This window comes from Proteus sp. G2674 (genome assembly GCF_009915195.1).
Lineage (GTDB): Bacteria > Pseudomonadota > Gammaproteobacteria > Enterobacterales > Enterobacteriaceae > Proteus > Proteus mirabilis.
The window spans coordinates 31,234-50,806 of the sequence record NZ_JAABLS010000006.1; the positions used below are offsets into that span (position 1 = coordinate 31,234).

Genomic DNA, 19,573 nt, shown 5'->3' on the forward strand with positions numbered 1-19,573 from the left:
TCAATGTATTGAGTCATACATTTTGATACACCCGCACGATGATGGGCATTTACCAGCAAATGCATTAAGCATCTGATTGACACTAAAAAAGCATTAATGCCCTGGGAAATTAACTAATGTGAAGCTATGGATCCCTTCTTTTTCTAGACGTTCAATACCGCCTAAATCAGGTAAACAGATAATAAATGCAGCTTCTGTTACAGTTCCACCTAAACGACGAATAAGACGAGCAGTTGCTTCGATAGTACCACCAGTTGCTAATAAGTCATCAACCATTAATACTTTATCTTTATCCGTAATGCTGTCTTTATGGATCTCTAATGTATCTGTACCGTACTCTAGATCATAAGTTTCACTAAGCGTCTCACGAGGCAATTTACCTTTTTTACGCACTGGCACAAAACCCACACCTAAACGTAAAGCAACAGGGGCACCAAATAAGAACCCGCGGGCTTCGGTACCTACAACTTTAGTGATACCCTGACCTTGATAGTGCTCAACTAATAAATCAATCGTTGCCTGATATGCCGCGGGATTATCCAGTAATGTCGTAATATCACGGAATAAGATCCCTTCTTTAGGGTAATCAGGAATGGTTTCAATGCTGTCTTTAATAAATTGCAGTTGTTGCGCGTTAGCAGTCATAATCAGTGCCATAATAAAAAACGAAACGATAGAATCTATGCAATATGCCGTTAAAATGCAACAGAAAGCCAGTGAACAACTCTTTTTTGTTGCTTTAAGTCAATTCATGTTTTTAGCAAAACAGGTACAAAGCCCAAATGAAAAAAACAGATCCATTGAGTTTGTTTAAAAAACAGATCGACAATCTCGCCGAAACCTTAGCGCCAATTGCAAACAAAAAAATTGCAGCACCTTGCTTCGACACAGCACTATTTCACCACCGCAGTGATTCTCTTGGTGGTTATATGCAACAGATCCGCGATAATTTTACTCAGTTAATAACTTGTGTTGAGGCACAACGTAGCCAGCAAGTTAAGTTTCTGGCAACACAAATCCTACAACAAATTGAAGCATTAACTCGTGAATTATCGACACAAACACTAAGAAAGCAAGAAAACCAGCTAAGTCAACGCAAAAAAAGTGTCGATTTATACCAAAAACTTGCCCAACATCAGGATTACGAGCGCCGATTACAGTCGATGATCCAAGATAGAGAGCTTGCTTTAACTCAAGCACAAGGCTTTGTACGCCAACAAGAATTACAAAAAGAGATTGCTGCTCTTGAAAATCGCCTAGCGCGTTGTAAAAGTGCCCTAGTTTCTATAGAAAAGAGTATTGAACGACAAGAAGATAAATATTAATCGGAGCCATAATGGAATTAAAAGATGCCCCTAAATCAGTTCAGTTAGCGGTTGATTTGATTTACTTATTTGAAACCAATCATATTGATCCCAACACCGTACTTGAGGCACTGGAAATTGTGCGAGTTGATTATGAGAAAAAACGAGATAATCAAACCGCTAACTAAACATCTTACTACTTAATTAAATGGCGTATTCGCTTCAGGTGTTGAACCATCAAGAGGGCCTTTTTTTATTTCTTGCACTTCTTCCCCTTGTTTATTATGCAGATACACTTCTAATTGGTTAAACGCGATATTGATATCATTTTCATTGCAAAGTTTATCAATAGCGCGGTTGACTTCGTCGATAGCAGTATTCCTATCCCCAAGCGTTCTAACATAAAAACGTAATTCATGATTTAGCGTGCTAGCACCAAATTCGGTAAACAGCACCACAGGCTCTGGCTCAGTCATCACTTTGGGATTATCTTTTGCTGCTTTCATTAAAATGGTTTTCACTTTATCCAGATCAGAACCATAAGCAACACCGACTTGAATGATAATACGTGTGACAGTATCAGATAATGTCCAGTTGATCAGGCGTTCGGTCACAAAGGCTTTATTCGGGATAATAACCTCTTTGCGATCAAAGTCCGTTACCGTGGTTGCTCGGATACGAATACGACTCACTGTTCCAGAATAAGAGCCAATTGTCACCGTATCACCAATTCTGACCGGTCTTTCAAATAAGATAATTATCCCTGAAACAAAGTTAGCGAATATTTCTTGTAAACCAAACCCTAAACCAACCGTTAAGGCTGCCGCCAACCATTGTAGTTTTTCCCATGCTACGCCTAATATCCCCAGCGAAACAATTGTACCTATCGCAATAATAATATAGGTCAGAATAGTCGTAATGGCATAAGAAGCGCCTTGCTGTAATTTAATTCTTGAAAGAATAAGAACTTCGAGTAAACCCGGTAGGTTTCTTATCATAAACCAAGAGATAGCCATAATGGCAAAAGAGAGGAGTAAGTCCGCAACCGTCACTGCTTTAACCACATTACCTAACTCAGTAGGCAAAGTATAATGCCAAAGCGTAATACCATCTAAGTAAGTAAAGATTGTAATAAAGTCAGACCAAATACCATAAAAACTGGAAGCAAAGATAATAAATAAGATCATTGTGGTTAATCTTAATGATTGTTGGTTTATCTGCTCCATATCCATCGGTGGCTCTTGGATTGGCTCGAGAGTGTTATCGTCCCCCTCTTTTTTCTCTTTAAGCATCGCTTGTCGGCGCTCTAGCGCTCGACGATACGCCAGTCGTCTTGCTGCAACAGTAAGACCACGTAAACTCGCGTGGTAAGCAATAAACCACAACATAAGTAGATATAAACTATCAATCCAACGATTGGCTAAACGTAGTGCGGTGTAATAATAACCAAAAATAACTAACCCCATTAAAAGTAAAGGCGAGAAAGTTAATAAGGTGATAACCACTGTTCTCACAACATGATTACCCTTTTCTTGCCACATTTCACGACAAAAAGGTAATGCACACAGACTAATAAAAAAGAGTGAAATAATTGTCACTAATTGACCAATCACATCACCCACTAACAATAATGGGTTATTAATACCATAAGCGGAAAGTAAAATAATTGGCAACATGGGAAGCGATAAACGTAATAAACGTTTACGATTTTGTTGTACTCGCTCTAGGGGGATCTTAAAGTGATTAACGGCCACTCCATTATCCGACATTAAACGATAAGACCACTCAAACATCAGCCAAAATACCGCAAACTGCCAAGTAAAAGACCAGATAAACTCTTGTTGCACATTAAAGCTATTAATAAGCCAATATCCTATCGCTAACACAATACAAGAAAGGGGTAATGTTTTTAAGAAAACAATCCCTAAAGCTAATGGAGTATGTAACTGCGTATCTTTATTAAGCTTATTAATATCAGCACTTAATTTATCAAACTGCTTATCAAATTTTTTACGTTGCCAAACCAGTATGCTACTGAACAAAATTAGCGCAATCAGTACAGGATATGATTTTTTAGCCCCGGTCAACAGATTTTCATTTGACCAGTTGAGTTTAAAACTTTGAAATTCAGCCACAGCCTGATCTGGAAAGGTTGAGAACCAACTGAGGTTAATCGGTTTATTACTGCTTACCCAGAATATTTGTTGCGCTAAGGTGCTTTCTAATGAACTCACCACACTACGTAGCTGTTGCTGATCCATCTGTAAATTAATAGATTCAGAAATTTGGCTACCCAGTTGATTATTGAGCTTATCCAGTAGATCTCGTCGCGCATCAATCAGTTGTAATAATGCATTATGTAGCTCTTTTAGCTCATTTTTATCAGTAATTTCCGGATGTGTGGCTTGGTACTCTTGCATTAATTGGTCGATATAGAGATTCGGCTGAAAAATCTGATCTCTTTGTTTATTGATTTCAAACTGTTCTAAACGTAAGTCGGCAATTTTATCCGGTAACTTATTGATAAAGATATCATCAGGTAGCTCAATTTGCTCTTCAAACAGAATACGAGAGAGCAACAGACTCCCTTTCAATACATCAATTTGCTCTTTAAGATTGCGCTCTGATTGGATAGCTCTATCTAGGCGGTTTTTGACCATTAAACTATGGCGATTTAACTCATTATTATTTTGTGTAGTAATAATCAACTTATCGCTGAGTTTTTTATTAATATCAGCTTGAGCTAAATAAAAAGCGTTATTTTTAATCGCCTGATTACTCAGCTCTGCCGTCTGCGCCTCTTTGGCAACTTCTTCTGAACTGTCTAAACGTTTATCACTTAAGATCTCTTGCAGTAGTTGAGCATGCTCTTGAGAGAGGTCAATATACGCTGAACTATAATCACGCTGTAATTGTAATAAGCTTTGTAGCTGTACATTAGATTGCAGTGTTCGTTTTTGAAAACTGTTTTGTTGTTGCAAATAATATTGTTCTAATTGTAAGAGTTGCACAGAAGAAGATCGCATTTGAGCTTTATCTGCACTACTTTTATTTAATGCAATTCGTATTTGTTGCAATCTTTCTGAGTTATTAAATAAAACAGATTGCGCCCTTTCTGGTTGCGTTTGTAAAACAATAAGCTCATTACTGTAATTGGCTAAATCTTCCTGTGCTTTCGCTAAGGATTGTAAAACCTCTTCTAATTGCGACTCTAAAGTTGCAAGCGGTAGGCTCTCTAAAGATTGACGGTAGTCATCAACTTCTTTGTTCGCTATTTTCTGTTTTAATTGACTTAATTGATTTTGAATACTGCGTAGCTTTTCTGGTAATTGCTCTACTGTCTTATTATAGTCGTCTGCTTTTTTCTCTAATTGTTGAATATTATCAAGAAGTAGCAATGCCTGCTCTAGATCACCAATAGTGAGTTTATCTTCGGCACTTAAGTCACTACGTTTATTTAATAAATTAAGCTGGTTTTGAATACTTTCTTTGGTGGGTAAATTATTGCTGACTGTTTCTGCTTTAGCCGGGGTAAAAAGTATATTTCCTAACAAAACAAAGAAGATAGAGACAATAAATATTGTCGAAATAAAATGATTTAATCGAATAAAAACGTTAGATCCACGCATATTGAGCAACTTGTTCAATGAATATTGAAAAACTGCCTCTTAGTATAATCCAATTACTTGAAATTGGCAGTGTCATTAGAACAAGTCGCCTAGATGTTTCTCCCCTGAGAAAACAAAATGTTGATCAGAAAGTCAATATCTTATCCGCGTCGAGAGTCCATTGTGCTAAGTCCACCAATGTCCCAAGTTCAGCACCATCCACTAAAGGTAATTCACTGATACCACGAGTATCTGTACAGGTTTTGCATAACTTAACAGGGACGTTTTGTGCCGTTAAAATTTCTAACATTTGTTGGAGGTTGTAACCTTCTTTGGGTTGCTGATGAGCCAGTGCACCTGTTACCGCATCAGACATTAAAAAGATCTTTAATTGCGTTTCTGGATGTTGCTCTTTTAAAGTAATAGATAAACGCAGTGCGTTAAATAATGATTCATTACCGTATGCTGCACCATTTGCAATCACTAATACTTTGCTCATGAACTTCTTCCTTATGTTTAAGAATAAATTAAGATGGCGTCGATATTCTCATATTGACGCTATGCTTAATCATATCAATAAAACTATCAACCAAATATTGACTTTCCTCTTTAATAGAAAAACTTTCTGGTGAAAATAACCAATTTTCAGCAAGCCCTGTCATCATAGCTTTTAACATGATCGCAGCTCTTCTTAAATCAAGGTTGGCAGGAAGTTGTCTTTTTTCGATACAGCGAGATAAAGATTGCTCTATTCTAGAGTAATCGGCTGCACATAATTCTCGGCGGATTTCAACAATTGGTGTCATTTCACCAACAAATTCGCACTTATGGAAATATATTTCTAGAAGTGCATTATGTTTCGGATCTTCGACAATTGATGTCAATATGTAAATAAGCAATTCTCTTAATACAAATAGTGGATCATCTGGATATTTTGATTGATACTCTAATTCTAATGATTCTATTTTTAAGTCGGTGAGTTCACACGCTTCAGTAAATAAATCCACTTTATTCTTAAAGTGCCAATATATTGCACCTCGAGTTACTCCGGCCTCGGTTGCAATATCTGAAAGTGATGTGGCAGAAACACCTTGCACAGTAAATAGCCTAAGTGCAGCATCAATAATCTGCTGTCTTGTCTCTTGTGCTTGGCGTTTAGTTTTTCGTGCCATTATTCCTCGATTTTGACTGAAGTTAATTTACATACATTCATGTATGTTTGTACTATACATCGCAATCATTCATCAACTTAATTATTTTTTATCCCGGGAAACAACTTTTGAATAGAGGTTTTCTTATGCGAAAAAACAGAGGGGTTTTGCCTCTGGCTCTGTTAGTGCTTTCAGGCAGCTTGGTTATTGCTGGATGTGGCGACAAAAATCAGTCTGCTGGAGGTCCACCTCCTGCTCCTGCTGTAGGTGTTGTTACATTAGATGCGAAACCACTGACTATCACAACAGACTTACCTGGTCGTACATCTGCTTATCGTATCGCAGAGGTTCGCCCTCAGGTTGGCGGCATCATCTTAAAACGCAATTACACCGAAGGTAGTTATGTAGAAGCAGGAACATCTTTGTACCAAATCGATCCTGCTATTTTTCAAGCTACATTAAACAGTGCTCAAGCTGATTTAGCAAAAGCGAAAGCGAATGCTGAAATTGCTCGCCTGACTGTAGAGCGCTATAAACCTCTACTCGGCACCAATTATGTCAGTAAACAAGATTTTGATACCGCAACATCTCAGTACGCTCAAGCTGTTGCTGCAGTAAAAGCAGCTGAAGCTACAGTGACTAATGCAAAAATTAATCTTGAATATACCAAAGTCACCGCACCAATTTCTGGCCGTTCAGGTAAATCAACGGTAACAGAAGGCGCATTAGTTGCGCCTGGTCAGCAAGTGGCTTTAACAACCGTTCAGCAAATCGATCCGATTTATGTCGATGTGACACAATCGAGTGAAGATTATCTGAAATTAAAAAATGAAATTGAAAGTGGCATTATTCGTCAAGAGCAAGGCAAACCTGTTGTTCACTTAACCTTAACTAATGGTCAATCCTATGCTCAAAAAGGTCATTTAGAATTTTCTGATGTGACTGTTGATGAATCCACAGGCTCTATCACTATGCGTGCAATCGTACCGAATCCAAATGGTGAATTACTGCCTGGTATGTTTGTTCGTACAAAATTAGAAAATGGTATTCGTCAAAATGCTATTTTGATCCCACAACAAGCTGTTATTCGTACTCCTCGTGGTGAAGCAACAACCATGGTCGTTAATAAAGACAACGTGGTTGAAGTGCGTACTATTGAAGTATCACAAGCAGTTGGTAATAAGTGGCTAGTGAATAGTGGTGTTCAGGTTGGTGACCGCGTTATCGTTTCGGGGCTACAAAAAGCAAAACCTGAAATGAAGGTTACGCCACAAGAAGAAAATTTAGATGCAACAGCATCAACTGAAAAATCTGAACCAGCGAAGGATCCTCAATAAGGAGTCGATGATCTATGCCTAAGTTTTTTATAGACAGACCAATATTTGCGTGGGTAATTGCCATAATTACCATGCTTGCTGGTCTTTTGGCACTCATCAAACTGCCTGTTGCACAATATCCAACGATTGCACCGCCAGCAATTTCCATTTCTGCGGTCTATCCAGGAGCTGATGCAACCACGGTACAGAATACTGTAACCCAAGTTATCGAACAGAATATGAATGGTATCGATAACATGGTTTATATGTCTTCAACCAGTGATTCTGCAGGTATGATGAATATCACGCTGACCTTTGAAGCTGGTACTGACCCTGATATTGCGCAAGTCCAAGTGCAAAATAAATTGCAATTGGCAATGCCTCTTTTACCTCAGGAAGTACAACAACAAGGGATTAGTGTCGATAAATCTTCTAGTTCATTCTTAATGGTTGTAGGTTTTATCTCTGGTGATGGCTCGATGTCACAAGATGACATCGCCGACTATGTAGGTGCAACAATTAAAGATCCATTAAGCCGTGTCACAGGGGTGGGTGAAACGCAGTTATTTGGTACACAATACGCGATGCGTATTTGGTTAGATCCAGATAAACTGGTGAAATATAACATGACCACTCTTGATGTTATTAATGCGATTAAATCGCAAAATAACCAAGTGGCGGCAGGCCAATTAGGTGGTACGCCACCAGTGCCTGGTCAGCGTTTAAATGTATCTATCATTGCGCAAACTCGACTTAATACACCTGAGCAATTTGCTGATATTCTGATGAAAGTCAATCAAGACGGTTCACAGGTTAAGCTAAAAGATCTGGGTATTGTTGAGATGGGGGCTGAAAACTACAGCACGATTGCTCGCTTTAATGGCTTACCTGCAGCAGGTATTGGTATTAAACTGGCAACAGGTGCTAACGCCCTTGATACCGCAACAGCAGTACGTGCGGCACTTGCTGATATGGAGCCGTTCTTCCCTTCTGGATTAGAGGTCGTTTATCCTTACGATACAACACCATTTGTTAAGATCTCTATTTTTGAAGTGGTTAAAACGCTCGTTGAAGCCATTATGCTGGTATTTGTAGTCATGTATCTGTTCTTACAGAACTTCCGTGCTACATTAATTCCAACCATTGCTGTGCCCGTCGTATTATTAGGGACTTTCGCCATATTGTCCGCGTTTGGCTATTCGATAAATACCTTGACGATGTTCGCGATGGTACTAGCCATCGGTCTACTGGTTGATGATGCTATCGTTGTAGTAGAAAACGTTGAACGTGTGATGCAAGAGGAAGGACTGTCACCTAAAGAAGCGACACGTAAGTCTATGGGACAAATCCAAGGTGCATTGGTGGGTATTGCCCTCGTGTTATCTGCGGTATTTATTCCAATGGCATTCTTTGGTGGTTCAACGGGTGCGATTTACCGACAGTTCTCAGTTACTATTGTATCAGCGATGGTGCTGTCTGTTTTCGTGGCATTGATTTTAACCCCTGCACTTTGTGCGACATTGTTAAAACCAATCCCGAAAGGCAGCCATGGTGTACAAACAGGTTTCTTTGGTTGGTTTAACCGCGTTTTTGAAAAAAGTAGTCACCACTATACAGACAGTGTTTCTCGTACACTACGTGGTACAGGTCGTTACTTACTGATCTACGTCTTACTTGTTGCTGCTATGGCAATTATGTTTGTGCGTTTACCGGCGTCTTTCTTACCAGAAGAAGACCAAGGGGTGTTACTGACAATGGTTCAGTTGCCCGCTGGATCAACCCAAGAGCAGACACAAGACGTATTAACACAAGTCAATGACTACTTTAATACTAAAGAAAAAGATGTGGTTAAGTCGGTCTTTACCGTCAGCGGCTTTGGTTTTGGTGGTCAAGGTCAAAACATGGGGCTTGCTTTCGTCGTATTAAATGATTGGGATGAGCGTAAATCAGACCAAGACAAAGTCCCTGCTATTGTCGGTCGTGCTAACCAAGCTCTTTCTCAAATTAAAGAAGCCTTTGTTTACTCCTTTAATATTCCAGCTATTGTTGAGTTAGGCTCTGCAGGTGGTTTTGAATTCGAGTTAATCGATAATGCCAACCTGGGACACGAAAAACTCATGGAAGCAAGAAACCAATTGCTTGGAATGGCAGCACAAGAGCCACAAATGTTGACGGGTGTGCGTCCTAACGGTCAAGAAGATACCTCTCAGTATCGTCTTTATATCGACTTAGAAAAAGCACAAGCTCAAGGTGTTGCGGTCAGTGATATCTACTCAACATTAGGTACGATGTTTGGTGGTAGCTACGTTAACGACTTTATCGACCGTGGTCGTGTGAAGAAAGTTTACGTTCAAGCAGAATCACAATTCCGCATGTTGCCACAAGATATTGCTAATCTTTATGTTCGTAACAATGCGGGTCAGATGGTGCCTTTCTCATCCTTCATTGATACTAGTAAAGATCCTTGGTTATATGGCTCACCACGTTTAGAGCGTTATAATGGTTTACCAGCTGTCCAGATCCAAGGTAGTGCAACACCGGGACAAAGTAGTGGTGATGCAATGCTAATGATGGAGCAACTCGCCAGCAAATTACCAAGTGGTATTGGCTACGAGTGGACGGGTATGTCATACCAAGAACGTCTATCAGGTAACCAAGCGCCAGCACTGTATACTATTTCATTAATTGTAGTATTCCTTTGTTTGGCGGCACTCTATGAGAGTTGGTCAGTGCCTTTCTCAGTTATGTTAGTCGTACCTTTAGGGGTCATTGGTGCATTAGCATTTACTACATTGAGAGGGCTTGAAAACGACGTTTACTTTAAGGTTGGGCTACTTACCACCATTGGGTTATCGGCGAAGAACGCCATATTGATTGTCGAATTCGCCAAAGACTTAATGGAAAAAGAGGGTAAAGGGCTAGTAGAAGCGACGTTAGATTCCGTTAGAATGCGTCTACGTCCAATTCTAATGACATCGTTAGCCTTTATGCTTGGGGTTATTCCTCTGGTATTAAGTAACGGTGCAGGTTCTGGTGCGCAAAACTCGGTAGGTACAGGGGTATTCGGTGGTATGATTGCCGCGACATCCCTTGCTATTTACTTTGTTCCTATTTTCTTCGTTGTGATCCGCAGAAGGTTTGCGAAGAAAAACGAAGACTTAGAGCACCCAAACTATCCGCACCAAACTAAGTAATCATTATGCTATACCACAGCCAACATAATTTGTTGGCTACCCATCAAAAAGGTCGCTTAGCGGCCTTTTTGTTTTATTTTAATTTTTCGTGTTAATCCCGCCTCTTTATATTGTTATCAATTAAAGAAAAACATACCCCCAATCAATAAATCAGTTTAATTTTTTTCTTATATATGACTTTTTGTCAAATTTAACGCACTATTTTTTATTAATATCAGCTTATCACCAAGACTATTTAGCGATATAAGACATTTTTAGCAAACAAATACTAGGATAATCATCAAGTTAATTATCCTTACTTTTACGCTTCTCAGCTAAATTTTTACGAAAATAGACAAATTTCTATCGCTCAGATAGTGACTTATGCAATAATAGTGCTATATTAAGCGTACAGTACTTTTATTTTGTACACTTTTTCAACTTGCATTGAATGTAGTTTCGTATTTAAATACCTTTTTCAAATTACACCATTACTATGTAGAAATAATAAAAACAATTATTAAACATTATTGGTATATGAATAAAATATAAAGTTGCTGTTTATTTTAAGATTGTTTAATTAATTCATTACTGAATTAAGCCGCAAGCTTCATTAATAGCTAATTTATCAGTATTAATTATTAGTGTTTCTTTAGCATAATTCAGTCACAATAAGCTATGGACGAATATTCACCAGAAAAAATAGATTTAGCTGAATTGTCATTTTTATGTGAAGAGCTATTACAGCAAGCATTAAGCTCATTAGATAAAGGTACCGCAGTTTGGAACAATGATCTAAGTAGCACAAAAAGCGTTGACCTTAATGCCCTAATTGATCACATTATGGGTTTTAGTTGGCTGTTTAAGATAAAATATCCTGATAAACATGCTATTAACACTTTAATGGAAGAGTGCATAGAAGAGACTTATCGGTTATTCGGTAGTGACTCCATTTCCTACTCGGAATTGAATAATTGGAAAGAGTTAAACTATTCACTGTTAACGCTTATCGATAAAAATCCTAAAAGTTATATCAAGTAAATTAAATTACCTTTAGTTTTATTTAAATTATAGAGAAAAGACAACATGACTAAAACAGACTATCTAATGCGTTTAAGAAAATGCACCTCAATCGAAACCCTTGAAAGAGTGATTGAAAAGAACAAATATGAACTGACCGATGATGAGTTAGAGCTATTTTATTCAGCTGCAGACCATCGCTTAGCAGAGCTAACCATGAACAAACTTTATGACAAGATCCCAGCATCTGTTTGGAAATTTGTAAGATAATCGTATTAGCAAGTAACCATTAGTATCCTCTTATTTTTACTATCTCTTTATAGTAATTGGGTTAATAGTTCTTATTTTTAGGTATCGTTTTATTCATGCTTTTTTAATAAGTAAAATGATTACACACTATCATGCCGTGCTTATAACGGCATGACGGCATAATTCTTACAACTTCTCTTATTATTCATCTATAACGCGAAGGCGATAATAGGTGAAAGGCATTCTGTTTCTGATTAATTCACCAAACCCATATTGAGAGTAAACATAGTTAAAAAAACTATTAATTAAACAATATGTAAATAGAAATATGTTTAGATGCAAACGTTCAACGATACGATTACGATGAAGAAAGTAACTGGATAAAAAATAGCGGGATTGCAATGCAGAAATTGGGTGGGGCCTTGCCAGCGACATCCCGGCACACACGACACCTGCCATGGCTGCTTCCTTCCGGACCTGACCGAGTTAACAAGTTAGTGTTGCGGGAGAACCAACAAGACCCCATAGATTGTCTTATTGCTAAGACGATATGCATTATCTTTTAAAGCTATCCAAATAGCAAGGAAAGCCCAACCAAGTGCTGATAAATTACTCAATAAGGCCTTATTCTTTGCCAAATTCTTTCAATTTATGCCCTCTATTAGCTAACATCGCGATTGCTCCCCTATCAAATAAGGTGTTCCGGCATTTTTAGCAAAATATAAACAGCAGATTATTTTTTTATCCGATAGCGGATTGTATATAATCAAAACTATAAAACATAATCTATCCGATGATATATAGGTAAACTATGAGCCAGGCATTAAAAAAACTTATCAACTTAATGGAGCTTGAAAAAATAGAAGAAGGCCTATTTAGAGGTCAAAGTGAAGATTTAGGTTTACCACAAGTCTTTGGTGGACAAGTTGTTGGCCAAGCTCTTTATGCGGCAAAACAAACAATTGCTGATAATCGCTATGTTAATTCATTTCACAGCTATTTTTTACGACCTGGTGATAGCCATAAGCCTATTGTTTACGATGTGGAATCTATCCGTGATGGTGGCTCATTTAGTACTCGTCGCGTCAGTGCTATCCAACAAGGTAAGCCTATTTTTTATATGACCGTCTCTTTCCAAGAGTTTGAAGAAGGCTTTGAACATCAAGATATGATGCCTGAAGTCCCTTTTCCAAATGACTTGATCTCTCAAGATGAGATATTGAAAAAACTTGCCCCAAAATTACCCGAACCTCTAAGAACACTCGCATTAAGAGAAACACCTTTTGAAGCACGCCCCGTGCAATATTTTAGCCCGTTTGGTTATGAGAAAGCACCTGCGGAACGTTATGTTTGGTATCGTAGTCGCGGAGAAATGCCATCTGATCCTTTCCTACACCAATACTTATTAGGTTATATCTCTGATTTTGATTTTTTACCCACCTCACTGCAACCTTATGGTTTAGGTTTTATGGATCCGAGTTTACAAGTGGCTACCATCGATCATTCCATGTGGTTCCATCGCCCATTTCGTGTTGATGACTGGTTACTTTATGCTATTGAAAGTCCATCAGCCTCAGGTGGACGCGGATTTGTGAGAGGAAAAATATTTAATATGAGTGGGCAACTAGTTGCCTCTTCTGTTCAAGAAGGTGTTATCCGTCAAAAACGAATAAAATCTAACAAATAATGCAGTGAGAATATTCCCCCCTCAGTTGAGGGGGAATAGACCATTACTGCTCGTACGCTCTTTCGCCATGAGTGGTTATATCTAATCCATCATGTTCTTCTTCTTGTGAGACACGCAATCCCACTAGCTTATCGGCAATTTTAAAGGCAATGTAAGCCACAACACTTGACCAAATAAGCGTAATCACAACACTAAATAATTGAGTTAGCACTTGCTTACCTAACGTCATATGCTCGCTATAACCAATGCCCCCTAAAAATGAAGCCGTAAATATGCCAGTTAATAAACAGCCCGCAATACCACAAGTACCATGAATACCAAAAACATCACAGACATCATCTGCTTTTAACCAACGTTTAAGAACCACAACCCCCCAAAGCCCGATGATGCCAGCAATAATACCAATAACCAAAGCACCAATAGGGCCTACGGTTCCCGCGGCTGGGGTAATAGCAACTAATCCCGCAATACATCCTGAACAACTACCTAACATAGAAGGTTTCTTTCTCACTAGCCATTCAGCAAATGTCCACGCAAGAACTGCACCTGCGGTAGCTACAACTGTATTTAAAAACGCCAACGCAGCAATACCATTAGCACTCCCAGCAGAGCCCGCATTAAAACCAAACCAACCAATATAAAGTACCGCTGTACCAGTAAAGACCATAGGTAAATTATGTGGTTTAATCGCAGTATGTTGGTAATCACCTCGTTTACCTAGTAAGTAAGCACCAACAAGTGCTGCTACAGCGGCATTAATATGGACAACCGTTCCTCCCGCAAAATCTAATGCTCCATCATCGATAAGCCAACCACCTTCTCCCCATACCATATGGGCAATAGGAATATATGAAAAAGTAAACCAAATAACAGTAAAGATAAGCAGTGCTGAAAAACGAATACGTTCACCTAATGCGCCAACAATGAGGGCCACGGTGATCACCGCAAAAGAGCCTTGAAATACAACATGCACATATTGATTAATTTCACCAGCAACAGAATCGACTGAAATATTATTTAGGAAAGTAAGTGACCACCCACCCCAAATCTTATTTCCAGCAGTAAACGCTAAACTATAGCCAAACATAATCCAAAGGATAATCACTACACTGAAAATCAACATCACTTGCGTCATTAGTGATAATACATTCTTACTGCGTAGTAACCCGCCATAAAAGAGTGCGATACCGGGAATAGTCATAAAAAACACCAATGCACTACAGATCAGCATAAAACTGTTGTCCGCTTTATCTATGTCTATTGTGGTGGCTCCGATAGCTAACTGAGGTAATAAAAAGTATGTAAGTGCTAACGTAAAAAAATAACTAATAAATCGTTTCATTTGTTAGCTCCTCTACAAGGCTTCTTCACCAGACTCTCCTGTACGAATACGGATCGCCTGCAATAACTCTAAAACAAAAATTTTGCCATCTCCTACTTTACCAGTATCAGTAACTTGGCTTATGGCTTGTAGCACAGGCTCTAATTGCCCATCACAAACCGATAATTCTATTTTTACTTTAGGAAGAAAGTTAACCTCATACTCAGCTCCCCGATAAAGCTCGGCATGTCCTTTTTGTCGCCCATATCCTTTTACTTCACTGATTGTCATTCCGTTAATCCCAAGCTCAGAGAGTGACTCTCTTACATCTTCTAATTTAAATGGTTTAATAATCGCGATGATATATTTCATATAATTGCTCCATACGGTTTTAGAAAGCGCCATACTGATAGAGCAAGAGATATGCCAATACTTATTTCATTGATAAATAAATAAAAAATAAATATCACTCACTAACTTAGTGCAATAAATGCTCTTATCATGTCCACAATGCTAAAAATTGGGGCAAAAAGTTGAGGCAATAAAAAACCCAGCATTGGCTGGGTTAGGATAAATGGAATTTAGATTATATCACTCAACAACGGCTGGCTCTTGAACTTGTAATGACTCTTTAACTTGTTGTAATTGGTACATATTGTAATAGCGACCTTTTTGTGCCAATAGTTGTGCATGTTTACCTTGCTCAACAATCTCACCACGATGAAGCACAACAATTTCGTCAGCATCGATAATGGTTGAAAGGCGATGAGCGATAACAATTAATGTGGTTTTTTCTCTTATTTCCGTAAGGGCTTTTTGAACAGCTTGCTCTGTACCCGAGTCGATATTTGCCGTTGCCTCATCTAAGATAAGAATACGGGGTGGAAATAATAATACTCGAGCTAATGCTAATAACTGTTTTTGTCCCGCGGATAAGCGACTACCCTGTTCACCTAAGGGGGTTTCTAAACCATCAGGTAATGTTTTTACCCAGCTATTTAATTGTACAGTTGCTAATACTTGCCATAAGTGAGCTTCAGAGCAGTGGCGCCCTAAAGTAATATTGTCACGCAAAGTGCCTGATAATAAAACAGGATCTTGCTGTACCATCGCAATACCGCTTCTTAATGCCTGATGAGAATAACATTCTAATGGATGGTTATCTAAGTAGATATGTCCTTTCTGCCATGGATAATTTCCCATAAGCAAACTGGCTAAGGTACTTTTTCCACTGCCAGTATGCCCCACAAAAGCGACAAAGTGGCGAGCAGGTATATCAAGATTAATCTCTTTTAATACCCACTGCTGTTTTAGATACGCAAACCACAAGCCGTTAATGGCTATATCTCCTTGGTTAATGGTATAGCTTGCATTGCCATATTGCTGCATCGGGGCGTCCATTAACTCAAAGACTCGTTCTCCGGAAACAACCGCTTGTTGTAATAAAGATTGCTGAGACGTCAGAGTAATAAGAGGTTCATTAAGACGACCTAAATAGCTGATAAAAGCATAAATTACTCCAACACCAATCACAGCACTACCTTGATATCCAAACAGTATCAATAAGCCACATAGCACCAATGCAGAGAGCATACTGAGTAACGGGCGCAATAATAACCCGTCAAGTTTTAGTGCTTTCATTCGTGCTTGATAATGTTGCCAGCTATCATCTGACATTCTCTTACCGAAGCGAGCTTGTTGACGAAATTGCTGGATAACCGACATACCATTAATCACTTCATGAAAGCCATCATTAATATTGGCGAGATAATGACGCACATTGCGTACAATCGGTGTACTTAGCCGTTGATAAAGCATCATCACACCAATAACCGCAGGGAAAATCGTCATCGCCACTAATGCCATTTGCCATTCGAGTAGAAACATAGCGATTAACATCACAACCACCAATGCTATAGCACGAAATAGAGCAGGAAAGACGTTAACAAATAGATCTTTGATAGTTTCTGTATCATTGGTAACACGAGAAATCAGCTGTCCTACAGGCTGATTATCAAATGCACTTAATGGCTGTTTTAGCGCAGCACTCATCACATCTGCTCGTAACTGTTGTACCACCCCAACAGCGGCATAATTAAAGACGATTGTTTGGTAATAGTGCAATAGTGCCGCAATAATTTGTAATAGAATAAAAGCAGCAGCAAGACCTAATGCGCCTCGCCATTCAACTTGATGAGTCGCTACTTTAGCATCAATAAAATAACTAATAAGTAAAGGTCCCCCCACTTCTGCAATCGCTGCCACCCATAACATCACCACACCTAATGTCATCGGTTTGCGATAGGTTTTGCCATAAGCTAATAATCTTTTTAAGGCCGGCAATAACGTTTTAATGGATTTATTATTATTTATCGTCATCTAATGCCGCCTCGAGTTGTTGATAATGGTACATATCTTGATACCAACCTGGCACTGCAATAAGTGTTTGATGAGTACCTTGCTCTATGATTTCGCCTTGTTTTAATACCAATATATTTGTTGCATCAACCAGTGCAGATAAACGGTGAGCACTAATAATAATGGTTTTCTCTTTACGCCATTGAGCCAGATTTTGTAAAATCTGGTATTCAGTTTGCCCATCAACGGCTGATAACGCATCATCTAATAACAAGATTTCCGCATCTAACAGTAAAGCTCGAGCAATGGAAATACGTTGCTTTTGTCCCCCCGAGAGCATGACCCCTTTTTCACCAACTTGAGTCAGATATCCTTCGGGTAAATTTAAAATATCATCGTGAATATTGGCGATTTTGGCTACTGCCTCTATCTCTTCTTTGGTAGCATCAGGGCGTCCTAAGGCTATATTTCCGGCAATCGTATCCGAAAAAAGAAACGGTGTTTGGTTAACAACAGCAAGTCTTCCCCGCCATTCATCCAATTTTAATTGGTAAAGGGGTACAGATTGAAAACGAATATCCCCTTCACTGACATCATATAAGCGCTGGATCAGCGCTAACAAAGTGCTTTTCCCCGCCCCAGTCATACCGCAAATACCCAACATCTCCCCTGGAGAGAGTGTAAAATGAATGTTTTTTAGTACATCAACTTGCTGTTTGGGGTAATGAAACGCTTTAATATCTACCGCTAAAGTTCCTTTTTGATGCAGTGGCGATAATTGACCATCAACCATAGCCGGTTGCTCATTAAGTAATGCATTGATCCTGCTATAAGCCGCACTACCACGTTCAACAATATTAAACATCCATGCCAGCGCTAACATAGGCCAAATCATTTGCCCTAAATACATTACAAAACTGGTTAATTCTCCCAATGTCATCGTGCCATTGAGAACAAAATAACTTCCTCCCGCCACAGCAAGTAAGTTAGCAAAACCAATTGCCATAAAAATCGTGGGGTCAAACAATGCATCGACTTTTGCCACTCGCATATTTTGTCGACCCGTCTCTTTTGCAACCGTTTCAAAACGTGAAGCATGTTGCTGTTCAAGACCGAAAGATTTGATCATACGAATGCTACTTAAACTTTCTTGCGCTTGATTATTCAATGAAGAAAATAGTGCTTGTGCACTTTTAAAGCGGTGATGTAGTTTATCGCCATAGCGTTTAATTAATATTGCCATTAATGGCATAGGTAACAATGAGATAAGTGTCAATTGCCAACTTAACTGAATACTCATCATCACTAACACCGCAAGTCCCATTACCATAGAGTCAACAAGGGTTAACACCCCTTCCCCTGCGGCGAAAACGACTTTATCAACATCATTAGTGGTACGTGCGATTAAATCACCCGTGCGATAGCGTTGATAAAAAGCCGATGATTGAAGACTAAGTTGGCGATAGATTTGCATACGTAATTTCACCGCCAGTTGGTAAGAAGCACCAAATAACCACAGACGCCAAATATAACGTAATAAATAGACAGCAAGGGCGATCAATACCATGATCCCGATCCACCCCATAATTTGCTGAAAAGACAGGCTATGGCTATCAACACCATCAACAATAATCCCGACGATTTTCGGAGGGATCACTTGTAGAACGGCGATAACCATCAATAAGAAAATAGCACCGACATAACGACGCCATTCGCTGATAAAATACCAACTGAGCTGTGAAAATAGAGCCACGCCTTAAATCCTAAGGTTGTACAAAAAATAAAAGTGCCAGTTGGTAAAGAGGGATCTTATTCAGGTATCGGCATTGCCGTTGTGTATTTAATTTTTTCCATTGCAAAGTTAGAAGTTACGTCAATAAGCCCAGGAACGCCGTTAACCATGCGTTTGTAAAATTGGTCATAACTTTTCATGTCTACAACTTCAACATGCATTAGATAATCACACTCACCCGCCATTCGATAGAATGTCAGTACTTCTGGCATTTGCTTAACGAATGATACAAATTGTTCATACCACTCGCTATTATGTTGCTGTGTTCTTATCATAACAATAACTGTTAAGCCAAGCCCAATTTTTTCGCTGTCGAGTAATGCAACACGTTTACGAATATACCCTTCATCCTCGAGTCTTTTCAATCGTTTCCAGCAAGGTGTTGAGGTTAGGTTAACCGCCTCTGCCAAAGTATTCAGTGAGAGGCTTGAATCTTCCTGTAATAGCGTTAATAGTTTTCGATCAATCTTATCTAACATAAATACTCCTTTAACATATGCCCCTACAAAAAATAGTAATAATCTACCCCTGCTATAAGAATAATCTCTTACTGATAATTTGGTGATAACTTGTCATAATATCTGCAATATTATG

General features: G+C 38.9%; 16 protein-coding genes and 1 other RNA gene. 7 read left to right on the forward strand and 10 right to left on the reverse strand.

The annotated features are described in order from the left end of the window. Positions 1-93: 93 nt before the first annotated feature. Positions 94-645: an adenine phosphoribosyltransferase gene (apt, locus tag GWI58_RS01625; RefSeq protein ID WP_012367485.1), complete on the reverse strand. Its 552-nt coding sequence runs from the start codon at positions 643-645 to the stop codon at positions 94-96. Positions 646-782: 137 nt separating this feature from the next. On the opposite strand from apt, the gene priC reads away from it, so the two are divergent. Both priC and rsmS read left to right on the forward strand, forming a co-directional pair. Continuing rightward, complete coding sequence (priC, locus tag GWI58_RS01630) at positions 783-1,325, forward strand: primosomal replication protein PriC (protein WP_004247249.1); 543 nt, start codon at positions 783-785, stop codon at positions 1,323-1,325. Between the two features lie 11 nt (positions 1,326-1,336). Continuing rightward, a complete protein-coding gene (gene rsmS, locus GWI58_RS01635; protein WP_004245067.1) occupies positions 1,337-1,492 on the forward strand; it encodes a pleiotropic regulatory protein RsmS in 156 nt (51 codons plus the stop codon). Positions 1,493-1,504: 12 nt separating this feature from the next. On the opposite strand, the gene mscK is transcribed toward rsmS, so the two are convergent. From mscK to acrR, 3 genes are all read right to left on the reverse strand, one after another. Continuing rightward, complete coding sequence (gene mscK / locus GWI58_RS01640) at positions 1,505-4,933, reverse strand: mechanosensitive channel MscK (protein ID WP_161768855.1); 3,429 nt, start codon at positions 4,931-4,933, stop codon at positions 1,505-1,507. A 124-nt stretch (positions 4,934-5,057) separates the two neighbouring features. Further along, a complete protein-coding gene (locus GWI58_RS01645) occupies positions 5,058-5,411 on the reverse strand; it encodes a DsrE/DsrF/TusD sulfur relay family protein (protein WP_110229774.1) in 354 nt (117 codons plus the stop codon). A gap of 28 nt (positions 5,412-5,439) precedes the next feature. Beyond that, entirely contained in the window at positions 5,440-6,084 is a 645-nt protein-coding gene (gene acrR / locus GWI58_RS01650; RefSeq protein ID WP_110229773.1) for a multidrug efflux transporter transcriptional repressor AcrR, read from the reverse strand. Positions 6,085-6,209: 125 nt separating this feature from the next. Here acrR and GWI58_RS01655 point away from each other — a divergent pair, with 125 nt between their 5' ends. From GWI58_RS01655 to GWI58_RS01670, 4 genes are all read left to right on the forward strand, one after another. Next, entirely contained in the window at positions 6,210-7,400 is a 1,191-nt protein-coding gene (locus tag GWI58_RS01655) for an efflux RND transporter periplasmic adaptor subunit (protein WP_104836252.1), read from the forward strand. A 14-nt stretch (positions 7,401-7,414) separates the two neighbouring features. Further along, positions 7,415-10,573, forward strand: a complete 3,159-nt coding sequence (locus GWI58_RS01660; RefSeq protein ID WP_004252548.1) for an efflux RND transporter permease subunit — start codon at positions 7,415-7,417, stop codon at positions 10,571-10,573. Between the two features lie 657 nt (positions 10,574-11,230). Beyond that, complete coding sequence (tomB, locus tag GWI58_RS01665) at positions 11,231-11,593, forward strand: Hha toxicity modulator TomB (protein WP_004245073.1); 363 nt, start codon at positions 11,231-11,233, stop codon at positions 11,591-11,593. 45 nt (positions 11,594-11,638) lie between these two features. Continuing rightward, a complete protein-coding gene (locus tag GWI58_RS01670; RefSeq protein ID WP_004245074.1) occupies positions 11,639-11,842 on the forward strand; it encodes an HHA domain-containing protein in 204 nt (67 codons plus the stop codon). Between the two features lie 399 nt (positions 11,843-12,241). Here the strand turns inward: GWI58_RS01670 and ffs are convergent. Further along, positions 12,242-12,338: signal recognition particle sRNA small type (gene ffs, locus GWI58_RS01675), an RNA gene on the reverse strand. Positions 12,339-12,632: 294 nt separating this feature from the next. Between ffs and tesB the strand changes: the two genes are divergently transcribed. Continuing rightward, on the forward strand, positions 12,633-13,508 hold the full coding sequence (gene tesB / locus GWI58_RS01680; RefSeq protein ID WP_094959395.1) for an acyl-CoA thioesterase II: 876 nt from the start codon (positions 12,633-12,635) through the stop codon (positions 13,506-13,508). Positions 13,509-13,551: 43 nt separating this feature from the next. On the opposite strand, the gene amtB is transcribed toward tesB, so the two are convergent. The 5 genes from amtB to GWI58_RS01705 form a co-directional block, all read right to left on the reverse strand. Continuing rightward, positions 13,552-14,850: an ammonium transporter AmtB gene (amtB, locus tag GWI58_RS01685; protein WP_161768856.1), complete on the reverse strand. Its 1,299-nt coding sequence runs from the start codon at positions 14,848-14,850 to the stop codon at positions 13,552-13,554. 12 nt (positions 14,851-14,862) lie between these two features. After that, entirely contained in the window at positions 14,863-15,201 is a 339-nt protein-coding gene (locus GWI58_RS01690; protein WP_161768857.1) for a P-II family nitrogen regulator, read from the reverse strand. Positions 15,202-15,420: 219 nt separating this feature from the next. Then, complete coding sequence (locus tag GWI58_RS01695) at positions 15,421-17,208, reverse strand: SmdB family multidrug efflux ABC transporter permease/ATP-binding protein (RefSeq protein WP_017628273.1); 1,788 nt, start codon at positions 17,206-17,208, stop codon at positions 15,421-15,423. Beyond that, entirely contained in the window at positions 17,195-18,940 is a 1,746-nt protein-coding gene (locus GWI58_RS01700) for a SmdA family multidrug ABC transporter permease/ATP-binding protein (RefSeq protein ID WP_161768858.1), read from the reverse strand. Before GWI58_RS01700 ends, GWI58_RS01695 begins: the two co-directional genes overlap by 14 nt. Before the next feature lie 56 nt (positions 18,941-18,996). Beyond that, entirely contained in the window at positions 18,997-19,458 is a 462-nt protein-coding gene (locus tag GWI58_RS01705) for an Lrp/AsnC family transcriptional regulator (RefSeq protein WP_004245080.1), read from the reverse strand. Between the last annotated feature and the right edge of the window lie 115 nt (positions 19,459-19,573).